The sequence below is a fragment of the Photobacterium piscicola genome, assembly GCF_900166965.1.
GTDB classification, from domain to species: domain Bacteria; phylum Pseudomonadota; class Gammaproteobacteria; order Enterobacterales; family Vibrionaceae; genus Photobacterium; species Photobacterium piscicola.
In genome coordinates this window covers 714,574-738,585 of record NZ_FUZI01000001.1, presented here as the reverse complement: position 1 = coordinate 738,585, position 24,012 = coordinate 714,574, and the positions used below count along the sequence as shown (strand labels likewise).

At 35.2% G+C, this 24,012-nt stretch carries 23 protein-coding genes; 12 read left to right on the top strand and 11 right to left on the bottom strand.

What is annotated here, in order from left to right; genetic code table 11:
* Positions 1-150: 150 nt before the first annotated feature.
* On the bottom strand, positions 151-822 hold the full coding sequence (gene msrQ, locus CZ809_RS03410; RefSeq protein WP_080156017.1) for a protein-methionine-sulfoxide reductase heme-binding subunit MsrQ: 672 nt from the start codon (positions 820-822) through the stop codon (positions 151-153).
* Positions 822-1,835 carry a protein-methionine-sulfoxide reductase catalytic subunit MsrP gene (msrP, locus tag CZ809_RS03405; RefSeq protein ID WP_080156016.1) on the bottom strand — a complete coding sequence of 338 codons (1,014 nt, stop codon included), beginning with the start codon at positions 1,833-1,835 and terminating at the stop codon, positions 822-824. Before msrP ends, msrQ begins: the two co-directional genes overlap by 1 nt.
* A 144-nt stretch (positions 1,836-1,979) precedes the next feature.
* Here msrP and CZ809_RS03400 point away from each other — a divergent pair, with 144 nt between their 5' ends.
* The 3 genes from CZ809_RS03400 to CZ809_RS03390 all read left to right on the top strand — a co-directional run bounded on the left by CZ809_RS03400 (position 1,980) and on the right by CZ809_RS03390 (position 4,884).
* On the top strand, positions 1,980-2,462 hold the full coding sequence (locus CZ809_RS03400) for a hypothetical protein (protein ID WP_080156015.1): 483 nt from the start codon (positions 1,980-1,982) through the stop codon (positions 2,460-2,462).
* Between the two features lie 91 nt (positions 2,463-2,553).
* Positions 2,554-3,687, top strand: coding sequence for an acyl-CoA desaturase (locus CZ809_RS03395; RefSeq protein ID WP_080156014.1), 1,134 nt, complete (start codon positions 2,554-2,556; stop codon positions 3,685-3,687).
* Between the two features lie 291 nt (positions 3,688-3,978).
* Positions 3,979-4,884 carry a L,D-transpeptidase family protein gene (locus tag CZ809_RS03390; protein WP_080156013.1) on the top strand — a complete coding sequence of 302 codons (906 nt, stop codon included), beginning with the start codon at positions 3,979-3,981 and terminating at the stop codon, positions 4,882-4,884.
* A 250-nt stretch (positions 4,885-5,134) separates the two neighbouring features.
* Here CZ809_RS03390 and CZ809_RS03385 read toward each other — a convergent pair whose 3' ends face one another.
* The 4 genes from CZ809_RS03385 to CZ809_RS03370 form a co-directional block, all read right to left on the bottom strand.
* Positions 5,135-5,398: an Lpp/OprI family alanine-zipper lipoprotein gene (locus CZ809_RS03385; protein ID WP_080156012.1), complete on the bottom strand. Its 264-nt coding sequence runs from the start codon at positions 5,396-5,398 to the stop codon at positions 5,135-5,137.
* 457 nt (positions 5,399-5,855) lie between these two features.
* Positions 5,856-6,449 carry an SCO family protein gene (locus CZ809_RS03380; RefSeq protein ID WP_080156011.1) on the bottom strand — a complete coding sequence of 198 codons (594 nt, stop codon included), beginning with the start codon at positions 6,447-6,449 and terminating at the stop codon, positions 5,856-5,858.
* Between the two features lie 180 nt (positions 6,450-6,629).
* A complete protein-coding gene (locus tag CZ809_RS03375) occupies positions 6,630-7,547 on the bottom strand; it encodes a polyprenyl-phosphate transporter (protein ID WP_080156010.1) in 918 nt (305 codons plus the stop codon).
* Positions 7,548-7,776: 229 nt separating this feature from the next.
* Positions 7,777-8,394, bottom strand: a complete 618-nt coding sequence (locus tag CZ809_RS03370; protein WP_235865833.1) for a hypothetical protein — start codon at positions 8,392-8,394, stop codon at positions 7,777-7,779.
* A gap of 880 nt (positions 8,395-9,274) precedes the next feature.
* Here CZ809_RS03370 and CZ809_RS03365 point away from each other — a divergent pair.
* The gene (locus CZ809_RS03365) at positions 9,275-9,688 is read left to right on the top strand and encodes an NADH:ubiquinone oxidoreductase (RefSeq protein WP_080156008.1); all 414 of its coding nucleotides are present in this window, start codon (positions 9,275-9,277) and stop codon (positions 9,686-9,688) included.
* Positions 9,689-9,784: 96 nt separating this feature from the next.
* On the opposite strand, the gene nagA is transcribed toward CZ809_RS03365, so the two are convergent.
* Positions 9,785-10,918, bottom strand: coding sequence for an N-acetylglucosamine-6-phosphate deacetylase (gene nagA, locus CZ809_RS03360; protein ID WP_080156007.1), 1,134 nt, complete (start codon positions 10,916-10,918; stop codon positions 9,785-9,787).
* A gap of 561 nt (positions 10,919-11,479) precedes the next feature.
* Between nagA and CZ809_RS03355 the strand changes: the two genes are divergently transcribed.
* The 4 genes from CZ809_RS03355 (at position 11,480) to CZ809_RS03335 (ending at position 16,286) form a co-directional block, all read left to right on the top strand.
* Entirely contained in the window at positions 11,480-12,244 is a 765-nt protein-coding gene (locus CZ809_RS03355; RefSeq protein ID WP_080156006.1) for a hypothetical protein, read from the top strand.
* A gap of 243 nt (positions 12,245-12,487) precedes the next feature.
* A complete protein-coding gene (locus CZ809_RS03345) occupies positions 12,488-13,174 on the top strand; it encodes a VC0807 family protein (protein WP_080156004.1) in 687 nt (228 codons plus the stop codon).
* Between the two features lie 157 nt (positions 13,175-13,331).
* Positions 13,332-13,811, top strand: a complete 480-nt coding sequence (locus tag CZ809_RS03340; protein ID WP_080156003.1) for a hypothetical protein — start codon at positions 13,332-13,334, stop codon at positions 13,809-13,811.
* Between the two features lie 909 nt (positions 13,812-14,720).
* Positions 14,721-16,286 carry an EAL domain-containing protein gene (locus CZ809_RS03335; RefSeq protein ID WP_159447929.1) on the top strand — a complete coding sequence of 522 codons (1,566 nt, stop codon included), beginning with the start codon at positions 14,721-14,723 and terminating at the stop codon, positions 16,284-16,286.
* A gap of 55 nt (positions 16,287-16,341) precedes the next feature.
* Here CZ809_RS03335 and nagZ read toward each other — a convergent pair whose 3' ends face one another.
* Positions 16,342-17,346 carry a beta-N-acetylhexosaminidase gene (gene nagZ / locus CZ809_RS03330; protein ID WP_080156001.1) on the bottom strand — a complete coding sequence of 335 codons (1,005 nt, stop codon included), beginning with the start codon at positions 17,344-17,346 and terminating at the stop codon, positions 16,342-16,344.
* A gap of 240 nt (positions 17,347-17,586) precedes the next feature.
* Here nagZ and CZ809_RS03325 point away from each other — a divergent pair, with 240 nt between their 5' ends.
* Positions 17,587-18,060, top strand: coding sequence for a DUF1097 domain-containing protein (locus tag CZ809_RS03325; protein WP_080156000.1), 474 nt, complete (start codon positions 17,587-17,589; stop codon positions 18,058-18,060).
* 78 nt (positions 18,061-18,138) lie between these two features.
* On the opposite strand, the gene CZ809_RS03320 is transcribed toward CZ809_RS03325, so the two are convergent.
* Positions 18,139-19,077 carry an NAD(P)-dependent oxidoreductase gene (locus CZ809_RS03320; protein ID WP_080155999.1) on the bottom strand — a complete coding sequence of 313 codons (939 nt, stop codon included), beginning with the start codon at positions 19,075-19,077 and terminating at the stop codon, positions 18,139-18,141.
* 108 nt (positions 19,078-19,185) lie between these two features.
* On the bottom strand, positions 19,186-20,313 hold the full coding sequence (locus CZ809_RS03315) for a S1 family peptidase (protein WP_080155998.1): 1,128 nt from the start codon (positions 20,311-20,313) through the stop codon (positions 19,186-19,188).
* A gap of 197 nt (positions 20,314-20,510) precedes the next feature.
* Here CZ809_RS03315 and CZ809_RS03310 point away from each other — a divergent pair, with 197 nt between their 5' ends.
* From CZ809_RS03310 to CZ809_RS03300, 3 genes are all read left to right on the top strand, one after another.
* On the top strand, positions 20,511-21,362 hold the full coding sequence (locus CZ809_RS03310; protein ID WP_370738014.1) for a DUF5718 family protein: 852 nt from the start codon (positions 20,511-20,513) through the stop codon (positions 21,360-21,362).
* A 76-nt stretch (positions 21,363-21,438) separates the two neighbouring features.
* Positions 21,439-21,999, top strand: a complete 561-nt coding sequence (locus tag CZ809_RS03305; protein ID WP_235865768.1) for a nucleotidyltransferase family protein — start codon at positions 21,439-21,441, stop codon at positions 21,997-21,999.
* A gap of 8 nt (positions 22,000-22,007) precedes the next feature.
* On the top strand, positions 22,008-22,865 hold the full coding sequence (locus CZ809_RS03300) for a sulfurtransferase (protein WP_080155996.1): 858 nt from the start codon (positions 22,008-22,010) through the stop codon (positions 22,863-22,865).
* Positions 22,866-22,976: 111 nt separating this feature from the next.
* Here CZ809_RS03300 and CZ809_RS03295 read toward each other — a convergent pair whose 3' ends face one another.
* Entirely contained in the window at positions 22,977-23,798 is an 822-nt protein-coding gene (locus CZ809_RS03295; protein WP_080155995.1) for a phosphate ABC transporter substrate-binding protein, read from the bottom strand.
* Between the last annotated feature and the right edge of the window lie 214 nt (positions 23,799-24,012).

The following is a 24,012-nucleotide window of genomic DNA, read 5'->3' as shown; positions in this document are numbered from 1 at the left end:
TTGTTGGTATTGTCTGTGGCTACATGGGGTTAGTCAATCCAACTAACTGTATTTATGCGTCGGGATCACGTGATTTTGATATTATTATCTATTAAATAAAAAGACCAAAAGGAGGACATTGCACTCCTTTTGGATTTGATAGTTGAATATCTAGCGGTTGGTGTTTTTTGCCGCTGATTTAGTCTGGTATTGATTGGTGTTTTTGGTAAACCATTTCATGATTTTTTGTTTACGGCAATATAACAGCAAGGCACAAACACCTAAGTAAATTGTTGGCTCAATCAATCCTGATTTTACTGACCAATAGTAGTGAATAGGGCTTAATAGTAAAGCGAGATACACCCAATTATGCAGTTGTTGCCAATGTTTGCCTAAGCGACGCTGCATCGATTGTGTAGAGGTAAGTGTTAATAATAATAAGATAATCCAACTAATAGCACCAATGGCAAGGTAAGGACGTTTTATTATCTCGCTGCCTAATAAAGACCAATCAAAATTCAGATCCAGTGCAAGATAGACACTAAGATGAAGTGCAGCCCAAAAGAAGCTGTATACGCCGAGTAATCGTCTTAGACGTATCAGTCCTCCTTGTTTATATTGCTTTGCTAAAGGTGATAACAATAGTGTCAGTATCAATGTATTTAATGCTGCTTTACCAGTGAAATGCTCTATGCCCTTGATTGGATCAGCACCAAACCCACCGTTAATAGTGTTGTAAATTAGTATTACGATAAAAAATAAAGACACTGTATGGATAGTGACTTTTATCATTAAGACACGAGAAGGGGTGAGGCGGTACTTTTGAGCATGTTGAGTGAGCATTAATAGTTCCTTTTTAAATCCATACCTTTGTATAACGCTGCCACTTCTTCAGCGTAGCCGTTAAACATTAATGTGGGTTGGCGACGACTACTAAAGACATTACCTTCACCGATAAAACGTTCACTGGCTTGACTCCAACGTGGGTGATCAACCTCAGGATTAACATTGGCATAAAAGCCGTACTCGCTCGGTGCTAAACGATTCCAAGTCGTTGGTGGTTGTTTATCGGTAAGATGGATACGTACAATTGATTTAATACTTTTAAAACCATACTTCCATGGCACGACAAGCCGTAAAGGAGCCCCATTTTGCGGGGCTAATGTTTTGCCATATAATCCGACTGAGATCATGGTCAATGGGTGCATGGCTTCATCAATTCGTAAGCCTTCTACGTAGGGGTATTCAATACCGCCACCAAGTCGTGATGAGGCTTGCCCTGGCATTTGCTTAGGATCGTATAAGGTTTCAAAGGCGACGTATTTTGCTTGTTGTTGTGGATCGGCTTTTTTAATGATGTTGCGTAAGCTAAAACCTATCCATGGAATATTCATTGACCATGCTTCAACACAACGTAAGCGGTAGATACGTTCTTCTAAGGTAAACTGGCTAAATAAGTCATCATAATCGAGTGTGAATGGTTTATTTACCATCCCATCAATTGTAACTTTCCATGGATCAGTGATGAATTTTTCTGCACGTACCGCTGGCGATGATTTGTCAGTTCCAAACTCATAAAAATTATTATAATGAAGAATTTTATCCTCTGGTGTTAGTGACAATGCTGCATTCGATAATGACGAGGTTGTTCCTGCTAATTGTCGACGATGATCAATTGCAGGCTCTTCTGAAGATGAGATAAAATCAAACAGGCCAGCATGGGCATTGGTTGATAATGGTAATCCAACTGCTGCAATCCCTAATTTTTTTAAAATAGAGCGCCGTTGATGATAGATATCTTCTGGTGTGATTTGGCTTTCCGTTAATGCCCAACGAGGGCGTATTTTTATTTGCATAAGCGGCCTATTGGTAATATTCAAAATGATAATTATCGTTATTTGAATAGACCGTAATCGAATAATAAAAATTTCAAAAATAGTTGGTTTTTATTATTATTTGGAAAAATAACAAACAAAAACAAGCAAATAAAAGGAATACATATGAATGAGATCAATAACTTTAATGCTAATCTTGAATTACAACATATTTATTTAGAAGTTTATTCCGAGCGGTATAGTCATTTACGAACGTTTTTAGAGTCATATTATTGCTACCAACATGGATTAGTGACAAAGCAAGGTAAACCCGATTGGATACAGATATTTAATATTGGTAAACGAACGGTTGCGGCGCATCATATTCAGGAACGGAAATTGCTTGTAAGAGAGATGATAATGCCGTTATCGGTGCTCACTGGGTATTTAAAAACCTTAGTACGTGATGATGAAGCAACGATTGACAATATTAAGACGATTATTGATGAGCATCTTGAATATGTCATCATGACACGAGAGGAATATAATACGTTAGTAGACGCAGGGCTAAAAGAATCAATGCCTGCAGGTTATTATCAAGCTTCAGAAGCCAGTTATCGTTGCATAAATGCTCGTTTTGATGTGGTGGGAATCACATTATTGGCGTAGTAATAACGCTAATTGTGGTGGTTAGTTGAATCACTCAAGCGGTCGGTATAATGTGGCTTACATGTGTACGCTGAAAATAAGGTGAACAAGGATGATACCTCAACAGCAAAAACCGCCTATTATTTGGTTAAATGTAGCTCTATTTACGCTCACGTTTTTAATCGCGATTATTGGTGTGCCGCTATACCTTTATTTTTATAACCTCGATCTTACGCTTGTCGTGATGACCATCGTGGCTTTTTGCTGTTGTGGTATGTCAATTACAGCGGGTTACCACCGTTTATGGGCACATCAAAGTTATCAAGCAAATCGTTTTTTGCGAATGATGTTTGCTCTTGGCGGCGCATTTGCTTTGCAAAATAGTATTCTACATTGGTGTGCTGATCATCGAATTCATCATCGTTATGTAGATAATAATAACAAAGACCCATACTCAGCTAAAAAAGGATTTTTCTATAGTCACATCGGTTGGATGTTACGACAATATCAAGCTAGCCGTTATCATGATTATTCAAATTGTGTTGATTTACAACAAGATCCTATCGTTGTCTGGCAACACAAGTATTACTTATTATTAGCCGCCATCATGAATATCGGGGTGCCTGTTGTGGTTGGGTTATTGCTTGGTAATTTATGGGGAGCTTTGTTGTTTGTTGGTGTTTTGCGATTAGTATTAAGTCACCATACGACCTTTTTTATTAATTCATTGGCTCATAAGTGGGGATCTCAACCTTATACCGATAGAAATAGTGCGCGTGATAATGGCATTATTGCATGGCTAACATTTGGTGAGGGCTATCATAATTATCATCATATTTTTGAAAATGATTACCGCAACGGCATTTGCTGGTGGCAATTTGATCCAACAAAATGGTTGATCAAAAGTTGCTCATGGCTTGGCTGGACAACAAATTTAAAAGTAACACCAGCAGATAGGATAGAAAAAACGCGGACAAAAATGGAATTTATGCGGTTACAGAACAAATTGAAATCATTACCAAATAACAGTGCGCGTTTGCAACAATTACAATTTGAATATGAATCCTTAATGAGTAAAATTTCTGATTATTACCAAGTAAATAAACGCTTAATAGATTTAAAGCAAAAAAAATTAGCAAATAATTATGAAAACTTTGAATTTATGCAACAGTATGAGTTGATTAGACAGAAATTAAATCAACAGCGACGAGAATGGAAGTATTTACTCCAACAATATACTGTTTAATATTTAAAAATACTGATTGAGCTGTTAGGTCTTACCAAGATTTAACAGCTCTTTTTTATGAGAGGTTATAATCAAATGACACTATCATGCTGTTCCTTGGTTTGTTGTGATCAATATTATTGTAGATTTACTGTTACCGATAAACTAGTAGATTAAAATAATATCAAGTAGTATGGCAGTAAAGCTTAAAAACACATGTAATAATTAAATATAGTTATTGTATGTATAATTAATTACAGCGTTTTACATCCATGATTGAATGTTTGTAAGATCTTAACCGGAGATATTGTCGTGTACCGCGCATTACTTTTGTCACTCACATGTTTAGCTTCATCCGCAGCGCATGCAATTGAATATAAGCTACCAACCAATGGTAGTAATATCGTTGGTACAGCAGAATATTACGAAGTAAAGCAAGGGGATAGCCTTGCTGATATTGCAAATAAATATAACGTGGGTTTTCTTGGAATGATGGCCGCAAATAAAGGTATTGATCCTTTTTTACCACAGCCAGGAAAGCTATTACAAATACCTACCCAAGTTATATTGCCAGATGTTGCTCATAAAGGCATCGTGGTCAATCTTGCTGAATTACGTCTTTACTATTTTCCAAAAGATGATGCTTCTATTGTGTACGTTTTTCCTATTGGTATTGGTCGCGTTGGTCGTGAAACACCAAGTATGACTACTTCCATCAGTGAAAAAGTAAAAAACCCAACATGGACACCGCCAGCCTCAATCCGTAAAGAGCATGCAGCAAAAGGGGATATTCTTCCGGCTGTGGTTCCCGCAGGGCCTGATAACCCATTGGGTGATTATAAAATGCGATTGGCCTACGGTCATGGCGAATACCTTATTCATGGTACCAATAAAGATTTTGGTATCGGTATGCGTGTTAGTGGCGGCTGTATTCGTATGAACCCTTGGGATGTTGAGTGGCTGTTTCCACATGTAGCTCTTGGTACTCAAGTTCAAATTATTAATCAACCCGTAAAAACGTCACGAGATCCTGATGGTGAGTTAATTGTAGAAGTACATTCACCACTGTCAAAGAGCGAATCTCAGATAGGGGTTAAGAAAAGTCTTGATGCACCAGAAGTCTTATTAAAAGATGTAGAAGGTGATACTAAGGCAACGAAACGACTATATTCAGAACTGGATAAACAATCAGGTCTTCCTGTAATTTTAAAATCATAGTAAGCCCGTTGTTACTATATAAACGAGATAATATTATCTCGTTTTTTTTTGCATATTATTTGAAAAATAAAATATGATAATCACATTAATAATGTATTAACTTTATATTATTGTGATCTGTATTTTATTTTTATTTGAGATAATGTGGTTGGAATTGAGAAGGGTTATTTATAATTATTATTGTAAAGATAGACAAATAAAAAGAGACGACATAAGCCATCTCTTTAGATATTTTATAGCTAAGTATTGATTACTTAGTGTATGAACCAGCGATGTGGTCGATACGCTTATTAGCACGCATTGCTTCTTGGTATGCTGCGTCAGATGCTGCACGAGAATCATTTACTGCGCCTACGATTTGGTCTTGTTGACCTTGTAGCGCACTAACTTGCTCAGACAGTGTGTCAACTTTGTTAGTTAGTTGCTGCATTTGACTTACTTCATCAGAGCTAGAACAACCTACAAGAGAAGCACTTAGTAAAACACCAGCTAAGATAGATACAGTACGTTTCATTTTTATATAATCTCCATATTGATTTAGCCACTACAACTGTTGAATAAAGTTTGAGTTGGCAAATTCATTATGGCATAACTTGTTATAATTGCTCATTAATTTTTTTCAGCAAAGAAAAAAAAATCCGATATCTGTCGCGTTTTTGAATAAAAAAAGTACATATTTAACCGTTTTTTTGCATTTATATTTAAATTGGCTTGAGCATAACTCCGCTTAATATAAGGAGTTACAAGTAATTTCTCGTTTTTAATAGTACCTAAAGTCAGGGAAATGTAAAATTTTGCAAATACTCAAATAAATAACATAATAGATTAAAAAACGAGCAAAAAAGCAGTGATAAAAATAAGTGCTATTTATATTATGCAATTAAAAAAATAGATCATTTAAGTATTAAATATAATAGATATGAATCATGTCGACTATTATGATCTATGTCTTAGTTCTATTTATTCATTTATTACTCAGTTATTGATGATGTTATTATCGGAATCGTTGCAATTAATTGAGCAGGACTAGCCATATGAGGGAGTTTTTTAATTAACTCACCGGAAGGTTTTAAAAAATAAAAATAAGAATTGTGATCAATGACGTATTTTATTTCGGAATTATTTAATTCGTTTTTAATATAGAGTACGCCGTATGTGTCTGCTAATGATTTAATTTGTTGTTCTGTCCCTGTTGCCCCTGTAATAGTCGGGTCAAAATAAGCCGCATATTGAGCTGTTTTATCTGCTGAATCACGCATTGGATCAAGACTAATAAAAACAGGCCATAATTTATCTCGTTGTTGTTGTGGAATTGCCTTTAGAGCTGCTGACAATACAGCTAACGAGGTTGGACAGATATCTGGACATTGTGTGTAGCCAAAATAGACTAAACGAATACGTTCGTCTTCAGGGGCAAATAAATCAATAACCTCTGTACCTGATTCCAAATAATTCATTGGGTAGTAGGGTTCACGTGCAACTTCTGGATCGTTACTGTCCATCATGTAACGGGCAAACAGTCCAGCAACTAAAGCCAAAGCAAGAACTAACCATTGGTATTTCATCCATTCATCCTTAAATGTTTCCTGATAATCTATGTGGCATAAATGAATTATGAATAGAGATGTTTATAAAAGGTAGGTGCAGAGTAATTTTTTGTGATGTAACGGCATGGATAAGATTCAAAGAATAAAAAAAGTAGCCATGGCGGCTACTCTTTAAATGTTTTTTGAGGCTACTGGCAATTAGTCATTACGTTCAGCATATTTTTCAAGACCCCAAACAACGGCAAGACCTAAAATCATGGCAGCGATAGCATAACCAAGTAGAGCAGGGTGACCCGTTACATTCTCATAATTAAATGGTGATAAGTTATGCTCAAGTAGTGGCACTTGTTCACCGTGTGAATTTGTACGCCATGTTAGCACTTCTTTCCAAGGCCAAATCTTACCTAAAGTACCAATCATTAAGCCTGTTAGTAGCGTTAGGGCAAGATCACGGTAATTGCGTAGAATCCATGACAGTACATGAGAGAACGTCAACAGACCAGCAACGCAACCAACAGCAAATAAACCAAGTGTGAATACATCCACTGATTTTGCAGCCGCAAGAATAGGAGCATACATACCAAGCAGGAGTAAAATGAAGCTACCAGAAATACCTGGTAAGATCATTGCACAGATAGCGATAGCGCCAGCAATAAAGATATTTAATGGCGTAGGATCCATCGCTACAGGGTGTAGTACGGTAATACCATAGGCAAATACAACACCAAGAATAATGGCTATAAAACTACCAATATTCCATTTTTCAACTTGCTTAAGCATATGGATAACGGAAATAATAATTAAGCCAAAGAAAAATGACCATAATGGAATTGGATGAGTATGGAGCATCCAAGTGATCACTTTCGCTAACGTAAAGATACTTGTTAATATGCCACCAAATAAACAGATTAAGAAGGTACCATTAACGTGCTCAAATGCGGCTTTAATGCCACCGTTGCGGATTATTCTTATTAAGCTTGGATTGATACGACGAATACTTTCAAGCAGCGTATCGTAAATGCCGGTGATGAATGCGATAGTACCGCCTGACACGCCAGGGACAACATCTGCTGCACCCATCGCCATGCCTTTTAAAAAGGTTGATATTTTACTCATTGGATTCCGTAACTGTGATAGCTGAATAATTTAGGTCGAACATTATACAGCGAACTACTAAAAACCACTATTAAATCATAAATATAGTATTTTTCTATGTATATAAAAAGAAATATACATATAGTGGATATTGTTTAATTAATTATGATGACACAGTATATTAATTGTCGTGTCGTTTTTGTGTCAATTTAGCCGGTAAGTTTACATTCCTATTGATATATAACCACAATCACTGTGGGATGAATGTAGTTTGTAACATCGACTCGGCCAAGAGTGTAAATCTCTGACAAGGTTGTGGTTCAAAGGTAATAGTGAATGGGGATGTGGCTATAATAGCTAATAGTTTTTCTTCTGCTTTATCTTTAATGACTAGCTGCTGGTCGGTATTAAAATAATTTAATATGGGTGATATCAAGGTATTATCTACCTGTTGTAATGAGTAATAGCATTGATTAATAGCAATATTATTTGTAATTAAACTGAGGGCTGTAATTGAGAGAATACGATCTTTTTGATTAAGTGTTGCGAGGAGCCTGTCCCAGTGCGCTGCTGCTAAAATACCCATAGCAACATATTCAGGTCGTTGGTATTGGCTGAGTAAGAGTCGTTCATAGTCATCTCGAATGTTGTTGTGATTGATATCGTTCATCACTTTATCGTTAGTTGATAGGATCTCATAAGGACGAGGAACCTGACTGCTGCTTACTTTCTTTAATGCTAAGATTTCTAAAGCATGATACTCATTTAAAGGTAATTCGACAGTATGTTGTGTTATGGGAACTGGTGATAATTTAATCACTGTTTTGATGGGGGCAGCCAGTGTTGAGCTTGTTACCAAACTCGTCACAACATAAAAAATAACAGATAGCGAGTAAAGTAAGTGCATATAAATGATAATATTACAGCCAATATTAACTTAACTATGTGATTTATAATTATAAATAGCAATTTTATTAATGTGATTTGCGATGGATAATAAATAACAATATGATTAAAAATGTTATTTAAGTAACAATTGTGTATATTTTGTCGCAATTTTAGTGACGATAAAAATTAATCGAATGCGTGCATTTCTATATAATATTTAACATTCAGATGTGAGTTGTTCAGCTAATATTTAGTATTCATAATTATACTATTATTACAGAAATAAAAGGTTAATACCTCGCTTAACCATAAGAAGTCGAGGCTATTAATTAACCGCAATAAGTTACGTTGTAACTGAACACGTGGTGTAATATGGCCAAACATATCTTTGAATTATTACTAACTGTGGGTGCAATAACATTGGCTATTAGTATATTCATGCTCATTGTTATTCATTAGTTTTTGAAGCCGTTATAAGTTTATCCATGCTTATAGCGGTTTTTTCGTTAATGATGAAAAATAAATCCTCTAATCTAATATTCACGATTAAATGTGGGTAAATCGGCATATCCCTGGCTTCTTTGGTGTGGAAAAAACTGCTTTATATTGTTTTTATGGTATTAATGACTGAAAATAGTCTTTTTATAATAAAGTATCGCTATCGTTATTAAGTATTTTATCAGTTGATTTGTCGTCTATAATTATTTAATAACAATTGCTTAGGTTATTTTTTGCAACTGAGAAACGCACAGTGCCATTAATGGAATCTTTTACTCCATATATACAAGTTGATCTTTAGGTGAGAAAATACATTTAGAGACTACATCGAGATGTTTTGTGGATATTATAAGTGAGGATATATGATATTTGGATTAGTTATCTTGTTATCTATCGTTGCTGGAATACTATCTGGTGAGCATTTCCATTCGTTTATGGCAGGCTTTGGTATTGCAGCTATCGCGATAGGAACGGCGTATTGGTTAGCTTTTCGTGCGACACGTTATCCGCAATTAGCATTACTTATGTTACTTGTGGCGATGATGGCGAAATTAGTGATTACTGTGATTGGCGTAATCTGGGTTGTTAAGGCTAATTTGCTTAGTTCACCTTTTGTATTTTCACTGTCTTATTTGTTCTTCTCTATCGTGGTGAGTTACGGCTATTTCAAATTGCGAGAATATCAAATGTCTGTTGCTGAAAAACGTAACACGGTCGTTTTTTCTACGCCAATAAAGCGTACAGTAACAATGATAACTCCAACAACATCATCGTAGATGTAATCATCAAAATTAAAACGCATTGCTAAAAAGGCAGCCATTTATTGAATGACTGCCTTTTGCTTTTTTATTACTTTAAGCTATGAACTTAAATTAGAATGCTTTTTTACCCATTTGGTAAACGTGCTGAACTTGGTTATTATCAGAAAGCAATGTGATATTTGCTTTGTAGCCCGCTTTTAGTAAGCCGTATTCGTTATCAACTTTAATTGCTTTTGCTGGGTACAATGTAGCCATACGTAATGCTTCTTCACGAGAAAGGCCAACGTGATCGATAAGGTTATTTAGACCTTGTTCCATTGTTACCGCTGAACCTGCGATTGTACCGTCTTTGTAATGACATTTGCCGTCAGTTACGTAAGCTTGTAAGCCGGCCATATCAAACTCAGTCATATCTGTGCCCGCTGGAGCAACGGCATCAGTTACCATAAATAGTTGCTCACCTAAAATTTCGTGGGCAATACGTACTGATGGGTAAGAAGCATGAATACCGTCAACAATAATACCTGCATGTGGTTTTTTATCGAAGATGTAACCAACAACGCCTGGTTCACGAGAGCCTAGTGGTGTCATTGCATTATAAAGATGAGTGGCCATAGTTAGACCTTCCTTCTCTGCAACTTGCTCGTAAGTTGCATTAGTATGACCTAATGATACGGTAATACCTGCATTACGAACAATATCGATAACTTCTTGTGAAGTATTCTCAGGTGCAACGGTTAATACGCAAATTTTATCTGCATTATCAGCAAGATATTTAGCCGTATTTTTGTCTAATTCGCGAATAAATTCTTCGCGGTGCGCGCCTTTCTTTTCTGTGCTGATGAAAGGGCCTTCAAGGTGCAAACCTAACACGCCTTTTTGTAAGCGATCATCCATTGCTCCAACCATATCAAGCACTTCAATCATTGACTCAGCATCGCTGGTAATGAATGTAGGTAGAAACTGTGTAGTACCACCTTTTAAGTTGGCTTGATTCATTGTCTCAAGGGTTTCTTTACAGATAGCAGTGTTAAGTAATACACCACCACAACCATTTAGTTGTACATCAATAAAGCCTGGTGATGCGAGTAAGCCTTTTGCATCAAACGTTTCTTGTGGTAATTCACTTTCTGATACATCAGACATTGGAACAATACGTGAAATAAGATCGTTTTCAATAAAGATGGCTTGGTTTTCTTGAATAGTTTTACCATCGAATACGTTGGTGTTAATAATTGCAAACATCTGATTACTCACTTTAATTCTATAGCCTGGTGATAAATTAGCAGGCAAAGTGGTGATTTTACTCTATATCGAGTGTGCCTTATTTAAATAAGAGCAATACATGTACACATGATAGATAGAGCACCGAATAATTGGGTTGAAATGAGATTTTTTATGGCATGTTAAATCTTATTTCACTATAAAAAATAAGATACCTGTTTCAATCATCCTTCGTCAATCTTTTATCCTATTAAATGCTAAAAATTCTCTGATCGTTATCTTTTTTTATATTTAGATCATACAAAAGTAAATTTTATCCTGTAACTGAATGAGGTTTATGGTAGGAAACTGAAATTTATATGCTTTTATAGATAAGACTGTTGTTATCTGCTGCTTTAATTGATTTTATAAATACTTATAGTGCTTATTTTAGTGAGTAAATTTGTTCTTTTGTACCAAAGCTTTTTGCACTCATTCAGACAATTAGGCAAAATAGCCATTTACTAAAATACGTTATGATATATGACGTTGGTTATATCGACCAATATCTTATGTCTAAGTAAAGCTGTGTTAGGAGCTAAAATGCAGTGGAATAATTGGTCAATATTATTGTCTGAAGTGTTAGAGCAATTTTCGATAGGGGCGTTCATCATTATTGGTGGGGTAATGCTGTCGGGTAAATTATGTTTTGGACAACATGATCGAGTAATGAAAGTGTTACCTTTCATTAGTTGGCTATTGATTGCTTCATTGTTAATACGTGAAGCGACTTTAATGGCATTACCATCAAGTAGCATTGCCACCAATGCGAATATGGTTGTGTTTGTTTTAGTGTTTGTCGCTTTAACGTTAATTTATAGTTTGTGTGAAAATCGTCTAATTGGAAAAGATGGATCGCGTAAGCTTATTATCGGTGTCATGCTATTGTGGAGTATTGCTTATGTTGTCGATATTTTAAGCTTTAATGCTGGTAATGGCCATATTGGCAATATAATCACAACGGTTTTCAGTGTTGGTTTTGGCGGAAGTCTGTTAGCACATTCAATGCTAATCAAAGCACAGCATAAAGTTGATCCTCTGAATGTTGGATTACCATTATTTGGTACATTGATTAGTGTTATTGTCTTTATTGTTGCATGTCTAGATTTAGCAACACTTGTTGAACAAACCCAATCCGGGATTTTATTGCCATTTATCTGGCGCATGGTAGGTGTGGGATGCTTGGTGGCCGCAACAGGGCTATGGTTAATGTCATTATTAACTAAAACTAAACCCGTGTTAGCAATATTAGCGTGTGCATGTACTTTAGCTGTTATGGCTAGTTTAGCGGTTAATGGTAGTTTTTGATGATGACTAAATTAATGTCGTTGCTTTATTGAAGAATATTTTAATGATTTGTAACGATATTGTGCTTTACAGTTATGATAATAAACGAAACAATCAAAACAAAGAAAGAGCAGTTTCTATAGCTTTTACTAAAATTACTATAATACCAACGATAATTTTAGAAGAGTTGTACGGAATTAACGTATTTATGTTGAGCTCCATTCAAAGTGACATAATTATGAATAAAGGAAATTATTAGGAATTATGGCTGAAAAGAAAGCAAATCCGTTAAATGAGATTATTTTTAACGTTGTTGTTCCATCAATCATTTTAATGAAAATGAGTGGTGATGATCGTTTAGGCTCCGTAGGGGCATTATTAGTTGCTTTGGCTTTTCCTGTAGCATTTGGTAGCTATGAATTATTAAAAAATAAGAAACTCAACTTTATAGCAATACTTGGTATTGTGAGTGTTTTACTTACTGGTGGTATTGGTATTTTACAGCTTGATACACAATGGCTGGCAGTGAAAGAAGCATTAATACCCGGTATTATTGGCGTTGTTGTTCTAGGTTCAACTTTTACGAAATATCCGATTGTCACTAAAATGATATTTAATGAAGGCATTTTAAATTTAGGTTTAATTAAGCAAAAGCTAATGGAATATGATCAACAACAAGCTTTTGATCGTTGCCTAGTTCAATCTAATTATTTATTTGCAAGTACCTTCGTTTTTTCTTCTGTTATGAATTATATTTTAGCAACAGTAATAGTAACAAGTCCGGCTGGAACGGAAGCATTTAATGAAGAACTTGGTCGTATGACGTTATTAAGTTACCCCGTTATTGCTATTCCTTCAATGCTCATGATGATTGGAATATTCTATTTTGTTTGGCGTCAAATTCGTAAAATGACTAAGCTTGAAACAGTACAAATATTTAAAACACAATAAATTATAATGTGTTAAAACAAATAATAGCCAGTAATGCTAACAACATTGCTGGCTTTTTTGTATGTAAAAATCTTAATTATAAGAACTTTGGCATAATCAAAGCAGTCCAACAATGAGTAAGTCATACTGGTGTTAATACTTATTATTGGAGGGTAATATGAAGCCATTCTCATTACTCTGTACATTATTTTTAGTTATAGCATGTTCATCAGCTGATGTTGCTGAATTAAATAAAAGTACCAATATTCGCCAAGGAGAGCATTGTGGTACGTATTTAGCCCCTCAAACTAAGGATTATTTTAATGACTTTATTTCTTTACAATTACAACAAGTTAATGCCCTCAAAGGTAAAATTACAAATGATAATCTGAATGAATTGCATAATGCGTTATATCAATTTGAAGCTCATTGGTTAGCGCTAAAAGAAGAACGGTATGATGCTTGCCAGCGATATGCAAATTGTACTGAATTAGAGCAGCAATATAATAATAAAAGGGTACAGCATCCTCGAGATTGGATTGCTTCATCGCAGCATTTGATGTGTCAAAAAAGTAGCTTTGAATACGCAATTAGCCGTATAAAAATGGTGGCATTTTACACTGATGTTGAGCGATTAGAATTGATTCGCCAAGAATAATAAAATCAATATGAATGTTGTTTGTTAACATTATGATAAATAACAATTTAATCTTATTAATTCTCACCTGATAAAATCTTATTTTATCAAAAATAAGATTTTCATTGTATTCAATACTATAGTTAATAAGAGTTGTTTTATACCAATGTGAGATATTGCGCTAATGATCAATGAGATAAATTGGAATCTATGACTATTATTTAGGTAGGGAATATTATTGCACACCATTAATAACGTACAAGGCTAAGCATATAGATGCAATGTGAGTTGATGTTCATATTGTTTGTGTTGAATTTATAATTCGATAAATTTGGCAAAGTATGATGTTGTGAATTGTCATACTCAATAACGTTAGATATAACGTGAGTTTTATGCAAAATGTTGTGCGGAACGTAAATTTTAACCGTAAATTGTCACAACTTTATAACTTATTTGAGCTGTTGTTAGTACAATCATGTAAGTTATTGGAGGATTTGAGCCAAGCGATAATCAGATTCCAATGACTTATGAACTGGAAATTATCAGTTGGTTTTGTTTTAGCAGATATAAAGGTCAATTATGGAAATTATACTCACCGTAGCGTTTATTGTTGGTGCGTTTTATATTATTTTTAAAGAGAGAAAAAAATGTTCAAAATCTGTCGACTATTCAAAAGATAGTTTATAGCGCAAGATATAAGTAACATTTATGGTAAATATCGTTAATATGATATGGTAAAAGTACCAAATGGTACTTTTATGCATTTTTGATACATAATCATTGTCATATAAAATAAACTAATATAAAACCACTCCTTTCCGTTCTAAATGTATGTATATTATTATTGTTGATAAGAATAATATCAGTTAATATTTGCAATATAATAGGAAGTATTAAAAGTAGAGTAACATTATAAATATAATGAGTGACTTGTATAAAATAAAATCATGGTTTAAAAGTCGATTAATAGCGGATTATGCTGGTACTATGATGGTAGTAGCTATATTCATCATTATATTTATGGCTATAAGCTTCACCTTGCTATCGCCTTATATTGCGAGAGAACAATTGTCTTCTAAATTAGACACTATGTCTAGTGAATTGGTTGATAACTACAGTACAAATATTGGTGAGTATCATGAACTTATAACAGATGTAGTCAATAATATTAATTTTGATTGTAGTAAAAGTGATCGTAAATATATAAAAACAAAAACATATAATAAATATTATATTAAAAATATTGATATAAAAACGCATGATAATATTGTTTGTTCAAGTTTTAATGGTAAGCCTAAACATCACACTCAAGCTATATTTATTAAAAATCTTCAAGATAACATCTCGTTATGGGCTATTGATAATAACAAAGAACAATCAATACTTTCATTAGTATGGGAAGATACCAAGGGTAAAGTTTCTATTGATTTTGAACCAATAATATCAAAGGTTACGCGTAATAAACATTGTGATGACTGTATCTTAACTGTAGTTTCAATACCAAATAATAATAAAACACTACACTCTCAAGATGATGATGAAAATGTTCTATCAAAACAAGCTTTAAATATAGAAGTTTTTAAAAACAGTTTAATATTAAAAAATTATGTTGACCCTCAATTGTTATCACTTATATCTATGGATTTAAAACCGTTATTATTTATTATTGGCGGGCTAATTGGTTTGCTCGTTTTCTTTGTCATTAACACTTATGCTAAGCACCAATTATCTTTACATTCATTAATCATAAAAGGGATAGGGCGTAAAGAATTCATTCCTTATTATCAACCTATTATTAATGTTAAAAATAATAAAATGTATGGTTGTGAAGTATTGGTTCGATGGTGGTTTAACAAAAAAGAATTAATTTCTCCTGATGAATTTATCCCTTATGCTGAAAGCAACGGATTAATTATACATATTACTGATATTTTGCTTGAAAAAACATTAGCACAGTTAAGTTCATTAGATTGGAATAAAAGCTCGGGAATTATCAGTATTAATCTTGTTCCTGAGCAATTAGAAAATAAACTGCATATGCGTAAAGCTGTTGATTTAATTATTAAGTCATCAATTTCGCCTAAATTAATTGCTTTTGAAATTACAGAAAGAATGTCATTTACTGATCTTAATAAAGCAGCGGCTGTTATTGATTATTTGAAGGCTCAAGGTATCAATGTCAAATTAGATGATGCAGGTACAGGCTATGGCAGTTTTAGTTATATACAACATTTGAAATTGCAAAGCTTAAAGATTGATAAAATGTTTGTTGATACCATAGGTACGTTTGATCATAGACTGTCTGTTTTAGATTCAATTATTGCTTTTGGTAAAAAGTCAGGTATGGAAATGATAGCTGAAGGTGTTGAAACTAAAGAACAATCTGAATATTTGTTAAATAATGGTGTCTATTTGCAACAAGGGTACTATTTCTCAGAACCATTAAAGTTTGAACAATTTCATGACTATTACAAACAAGATCAAGTTAATAATTAAAAGGCACTTTATTCTCCAATTAAAATGAAGAATAAAGTGCGATAATTTTAGTCAATTAATTATTTTTGTTATTCCACGTATCGACTAAGTGTGCAATAGATTGGTGTGCTTGTTTCCATTCACGAGTTTGCATTAATGCATTAAATTCAGGTGTTGGTTTTTTCAATAATGAATTTAAGATAGAAACTTGAGTCTGTGGTAATCCATCTAATGCTTGTATTGCACCTTCACGGTTATTACATAACATAACCATATCACAACCTGATTGTTGAGCGGCAACAGCACGTTCACCATAGGTACCTAATACATCAGCACCTTTCATATTTAAATCATCAGAAAAGATAACGCCATTAAAACCTAAATCACGACGAAGTACTTGTTTTAGCCAATATTCAGAACCACTTGCAGGTCGTTCATCATAAGCATTGAATACGACGTGTGCAGGCATAATCCCTTGAAGCTTATTGTTGCTTATTAAATCCGTGAATACAGTCATATCGTGTTGCTTGATGTTGTCACGTGAGTCATATGGAGTTTCAAGGTGTGAATCTGCAATTACACCACCATGGCCTGGGAAATGTTTCCCTGTCGCTGCCATACCTGCGGTTGCCATACCATCAATAAAAGCAGAGGCATAACGAATAACATCGGCCGGATTATCAGAAAAAGCCCGATTGCCGATGGCTTTACAATCAAAACCTAAATCCAATACTGGCGCAAAGCTGATATCGATATCCATTGCCAGTAATTCAGCGGCCATTAGCCATCCTCCGGTTGTTGCAAGTGCTAAACCATTGTCTGATTCTGCAAATGCACGAGCCGGTGGCAGTATAGAAAATTGCTCTCTAAAACGCTGAACACGTCCGCCTTCTTGATCAACGCCAATAATAAGAGGGCGTTTTGCTGTTTTACGAATATCTTTTATCAGTGCTCGAAGTTGATCGCGATTATCGTAGTTGCGAGCAAAGAAAATAATGCCGCCAACAGTAGGGTGTTGAATAATTTCACGTTCTTCTGCATCAAGTTCATAGCTTGAAACATCAAGCATTAAAGGTCCCATCAAGACACTCCAGCAAACAAATAGAACGAACAAATTATCATAGTTTGCTATAACCGCAATTTTTAATCTGGATTTTATTGTGTTTTTTAGTTATTGATACAGAAAATTAAGCAGTGATACGTATCACTTTAAATGGTAACTGAATGTAAGATTATTTATCTGAATGTGATCTAAATCGTTTCAAGTGCAGCTCTGGTTAATATAGACTACGCACCATTGAAAATTGATGCGGGATCAATGATGTCTTTGCTTATTGCGATTGCTTTAACAACGGGTATTCTTTCTGGAATATGGGGCTGGGTTGCTGTTTCTTTAGGATTACTGAGTTGGGGGGGCTTTTTAGGCTGTACAACATACTTTGCTTTGCAACGAGATGGACTGAAAGGGGTTGGATTAAGCATTGCGACTAACCTAAGTGGTGTTTTTTGGGCTATGGTGATTATTAAGCTATCAAGCATGATTAATATAGAAATCATTGGTTATGTCATTACAGCTCTTGTCGCATTTATGATGTGTGCTCAAGCAAAGAAACACTGGTTAAGCTTTATCCCTGGTACATTCATTGGTTCTTGTGCAACATTTGCAGCAGCGGGTGATTGGCAGCTCGTGATTCCGTCTCTTATTGTTGGTGTTATCTTTGGTTATTTGATGAAAACAACGGGTATATGGCTACATGCAAAATTATCACCGAATTATGAGCAAATAAATAGCTAAAAATATGGCAATGAATAAGTATTGATAACAAAAACGCAGAGCTTCGGTTCTGCGTTTTTAGTTCTGTGTGACAATATTTCAACCAAAAATGGGTACGAAAATACCATTATGGTTGGCACAGTATTTTTTGATACCTGGACGGTGGTTATCTTTAGTGGCAAGTATGCAAACTCGCACGCCTTGCTGGGTAAGATTTTCAGTGAGAGCTTGAATATTTTTATGATCACAGCGTTCACGATCAGCATCGCGTCGACATAGATCAACAAACACATCAGCTACATCGTCATGGTAAAGAACATATTCCGACTGTTGCATCAATCGTAATGCTTTAAGACTGAGTAATTCAGGATCATGCCCCGTTTCAATAAGGTAGATGCTTCCACCACATTGGTTCTTCTCAGTTAATAATTGTTGAAAAGCCACTTCTAATTCTTCGGTTGTATGGGCATTTTCTACCACACTTAATCTGAAAAATTGTTCCCAAAATTTTCGGCGTTCATCTACGGTAGTGAAATGTTGTTTAATACGTTGGCGTTGTTCGCCTGAGAATGATGCGAGTAAACTTAAATTTTGTGGTAAATAGGTTTCTAAACGTTCACGTAAGTAACGTACTAGCACGGGTGATGCACCACCACTAGAAATGGCAACTTGAATTGGAGACCGATCAACCATTGATGGTGTAATAAAGTCGCAAAATGTTGGGTCATCAACAACATTAGTCCAGATTTTTAATGCATTTGCGTCATGGTAAATCTGATGATTAAGCGCTGCTGAGTCAGTTGTTGCCCACACTTGATCTGCACCACTAAGTTGTGATGACTGATAAGGTTGCTCGATATGTGTGATCAGTTGCTGTTGTAATAACTCTTGCAAATGCGGATGTAGTTGTGGTGATACAACGGTAACATTTGCGTGTGCTTTTAATAATAAATCAACTTTACGGCAAGCAACGTCGCCACCACCAACAACTAAGATTTGTTTGTTATTTATTTTTAGAAATATGGGAAAGAAATCCATTTAATAATATCCATTTAAATATCAATGTAGGTCTATTATTACGTAATAATTATCGATGACAATAATGTATTTTTTATTATTCATAAATAGACAGTTAGATCTACACTTCTATAATAAATTGATTCTTTTTCGAAATAAAGCAATTGCTACAAGTATAATCAAAACTTTAATTGGTATATTTCCAGCAGATTGAGGCTGAGTTGAAACTAATAATAGATTAAGATCTTGGTCTTGAGGGTAATCATCGACAAGGATGAATGGATCGTACTTGTAATTAGGTGAATTATAGTGTGTGGCTAAAGAAAAGTGGGGCAGGTTGTCATATTGCTTAATAGTGTCTTCAATCCAAATATGTAATGCGGCTAATTCGGTATATTGTCCATGCAGTTGTTGGTACTGCTGTGTTGGATTATTGAGCCTTTGTTCACACAGAGCGCCGTTACTAACGATGCCAAGTACACGTAAACCAAAGTCACTATTAGCAATATGTTGTTGGTTTTGCCAAATTAAAGGGCCACCAGAGTCGCCACTACAAACGTCTTTTAGAAGGCCATCAATATTTGAATCAGCACAAATGATTTGTGATTTGTTGGCTTGCAGGCCATTGCAATATTGATCAGGAACACCGGCTAATGTTATTAATTGTAATTGGTTAGGGTAGTTTATTTTACTGTCATTATTGGATTTCCCCCAGCCTGATGCAATGAGATTTGCTGTTGAGTTTTGATGTATTACCCAGTTATTATCAAAAATATTATTAGCTGCTATTTGTTCATTTACTGACGCAATAACAATAGGTTTAGCAACAGTAAATAAAGAGCTATTAACACGGATTAATGCAATATCATTAGCAAATATTTCCTTATTATAATTAGGGTGATTTATAATATGTACGATGGTGAATTTATATTTGGCATCGAGTTGTTGCGAATTTTGCCGAGGAATTGTTGAAGTTCCAGCAATAACATGACGAATATAATTTTTGGTACAGTGAGCGGCGGTAATTAACCAATATTCATCAATAATAACGGCGCCACATAAAACAGAGGTTACATTTGATGACGTTATTGCTGCTTGCCACGGTAATAATAATGGCGCATAACGCGTAGCTGGATTACTGTTTATTGCTTTTGGTGTAGGTTGTGCTGCAAATACAATTGCATGATGAGCGCTCGTTACTATAAGTAAGAATATAAAAAAATAACGGGTTATGTTTTGTTTTATTTGTAAACGCATTATTCTTCCTTATCTTACCTTTCCCATTATCTTCAGTGTAGTTAGCGGAAGATTAACTGGCTGATGAAATTGTGACTAAAGTTGAATCAAAAATGAGAATGTTGTTTATTGAGTTGGAATAATTGTTAACTTGATAACGGAAAATGACGTAAATTTTGATTATCATAAGCAACTATTTTTTGCTTATTGATGGATAAATCGTGTTTAATCAATGTATTGGTTTTGGTGTAGCAGGCAATTTTGCGGGGCATTTAGAACAGGCGGGTGAAGCTGCGGATTTTGTTACGGTTGCAGTAAAAGAAGTGACACAGCCAAAAGCTATTTTTCCATTTTATCTTCCTAATATTAATTCTGGATTGCTAACAACATACCCATTATCTTCTACACAGATCACGCCTCCTAACGATGCTGATAATCTTCAAATTGAACCTGAAGTGGCATTGGTTTGTGATGTTATATATACGACTAATGCTGATGATAGCCGTCAAACGGTATCAGATTTAATTCCACGTCAATTTAGTGCTTATAACGATTGTTCAATTCGAAAACCACATGCGAAAAAAATCAGTGAAAAGAAAAACTGGGGTATAAATAGTAAAGGCATGAGCGATCATCTTATTGCTATCGATCATTTTTCTGCGGGTGGTGTTTTAGACCGTTACCGTATCGCGAGTTTCCATTGTCGTGACGGTGAAATTCATCGTTATGGTGAAGACAGTGCCGTGGTTGGTTACAGTTATTTTCATGACACATTATTAGATTGGATTATTGAACGAATGAACCACCAGCAAGATGTTGGACCGACTGAAAATATTGCTGATTTATTAGAACAGAGTCAGTATCCAACTCAAGCAGTGATCAGCATTGGAGCGACTCGTTATACACCCTATGGTGAAAGCCATTTTTTACAAGCGGGTGATACTAGTATCGTCGTTGTCTACGATGGCAATTGCTATAATGCTGAAGAAATCATGCAGATGGCATTAACTCATGATCTAACTAATGATGATGGTATGTCAGTATTAATTCAACAGGTTGTTACATCGTAACTTACTACTAGGTACAGATGTTACTGCTTATATCTATTGTTATTTATAAACATGCGCCCGTAAAGGATCTTAATATATGGCTGACTTAGTCTCAAATACTGCCATCGTCATAGCAGCAGATCCTCTTAGAATGGCATGTTTACGTGCTGTACAAACATTGAATTTACCAGATTGGTTTATAGCTGCTGGGTTTGTTCGTAATGCTATTTGGGATCACTTACATCATTTACCGATGACACCATTAAATGATGTTGATGTGGTGTATTTTGATCCTAATGACTGCTCATTAGTAACTGAAGCGCATTATGCCGCATTGCTACAACAGCAATTACCTATGATTAATTGGGAAGTTAAAAACCAAGCAAGAATGCATTTAAAGCATCAACATTCACCTTATAAAAATAGTGCAGATGCCATATCTCGCTGGGTAGAAGTTCCCACATGTGTTGGGGTACGGTTACTGGTTGATAATCAATTAATTTTTACTGCAGCATATGGACTAGAGCATAACTGGTCATTACATGTTAGCATCAATCCACATTACCCAAGACCTGCCGTTTATCAACAGCGTATTCGAGACAAAAAGTGGCAGGTATTGTGGCCCAGGTTAAAAATTTTAACTGCGGATTATTCCTAAGGATTTTTATGGTATCGCCTGTTAATAATATAGTGTCTGCTGCTTGGCTTCATCAGCAATTATTTGATAGCTCGTTGGCAGCATCAATTGTAGTGCTAGATGCTAGTGCATTTATGCCTGATGTGCCGCGTGATCCGCAACAAGAGTTTATTGAGGTTCGCATCCCAACGGCACGTTTTTTTGATTTTAACCATCAAATAGCAGCACCGAATACTGATTTACCGCATATGTTGCCATCAGCTGAATTATTCACTCAAGAAGGCGCAAAATTAGGCGTGAATAATGATAGCCATGTTGTTATTTATGATAGCCAAGGAATGTTTTCAGCACCACGTGGGTGGTGGATGTTCAAGGCGATGGGACATGATAATGTGTCGGTGCTTGATGGGGGTTTACCTGCTTGGCTAGCGGCGGGTTATGCGACGCAAACGGGTGTACCAATGACTAATGCGATTGGGGATTTCAGTGCTAAATATCGATCTAGTTGGGTGATTGATGCCGATACTTTGTGTCAAAGACTGGATGATACCTGTATTCAAATCATTGATGCACGTCCTACAGCACGTTTTCTCGCCACTGTAAAAGAACCGCGTGTTGGGCTTCGTAGTGGTCATATGCCAAATGCGAAAAGTTTACCTTTTGGCGAGTTATTAACCGATGGTTATTTTCTGCCCGTTGAACAATTACAGCAGAAGTTTGATGCATTGAGTACTGCCGATCAACAACTTATTTTTAGCTGTGGTTCTGGTGTTACGGCTTGTATTTTAGCTCTAGCCGCGCAACTTAGTGGACGTGACAATGTCACTGTTTATGATGGCTCATGGACAGAATGGGGCGCAAATGAGAAGTATCCAGTGGTGAAATAACTGTCGTTAACCGATCCAAATAATGCAAAGAGTTATGATTTAAAACTAGAACTTAGCATTGGCTTTTAGTGGTGTTTTCACTAAAAGCCATGCTTGTTTTAAAAGGGGCAATTATGATGATTCTGCGATATAACCATTATTATTAATGATTTTTTTTGCATCATCAGATGCTAAAAATTGAATAAATTTCGCAGCGTTCGCTGATAGTCCTTGCTTCTTATACATAATCAAAAATGGGCGAGCCATCTTATATTCACCTGAATGGATATTACTAATAGTGGGCGTTACTCCATTATAAGATAATGGTTTAATTGAGCTATCAATTGATCCAAAAGATAAATAACCAATCGCTTGTTGATTTCGTGCAATTAAACTTTTGACCATACCATTAGTGCTTACCACTAATACCTCAGGATTGATGTCTGATACGGTAAATCCTGCCACATTTTGAGTGAGTTGCATAAAGTGCTCAAACGAAAATCGAGATCCTGATGCATTCTCACGGCTCACAACTGCAATTTCTTCATTATTACCACCTACCTGTTGCCAATTTTTTGTTATGCCATGATAAATATTATTAACTTGTGAGTGGGTGATATTATTAATCGGATTGGCAGGGTTAACGACTAATGCAATTCCATCATGTGCGATAGGGGTAATTGTATAGTTATCATCAAGCTCATCTGCATTAATTATACGTGAACTCATGCCTATTTCAGCAGTACCCGTTTGTAATGCGACGATACCAGCGGATGAACTGATACCTTGTACATTAATTTTGTTATTAGGATATTGTATTGAATAGTGCTCAGCTAAAATATCCATAATATGACTGACTGATGTTGAGCCAGTCACGGTAACGGTAGTGTTAGCTTGAGCACTAAATGCAAGTGTTGTACAAAGAGCCCATAGGGTAGTTGCCTTGATTAGCATTGCTTTGCTCCATTGGTGAATGATAAGCAAATATGTTATTACGTATATATGACGATAATATGAAACTCAAACAGCGATTTTATTAACTTAACTCTATTCAAGTTACGTTTAACTTAGTATTAAAAGAAATATAAAATGAAAATAAATTTGGTATAACAATGATTTGTATAATAAATTTATTAAGCCATATCTATATTAACGTAGTTATATAGCA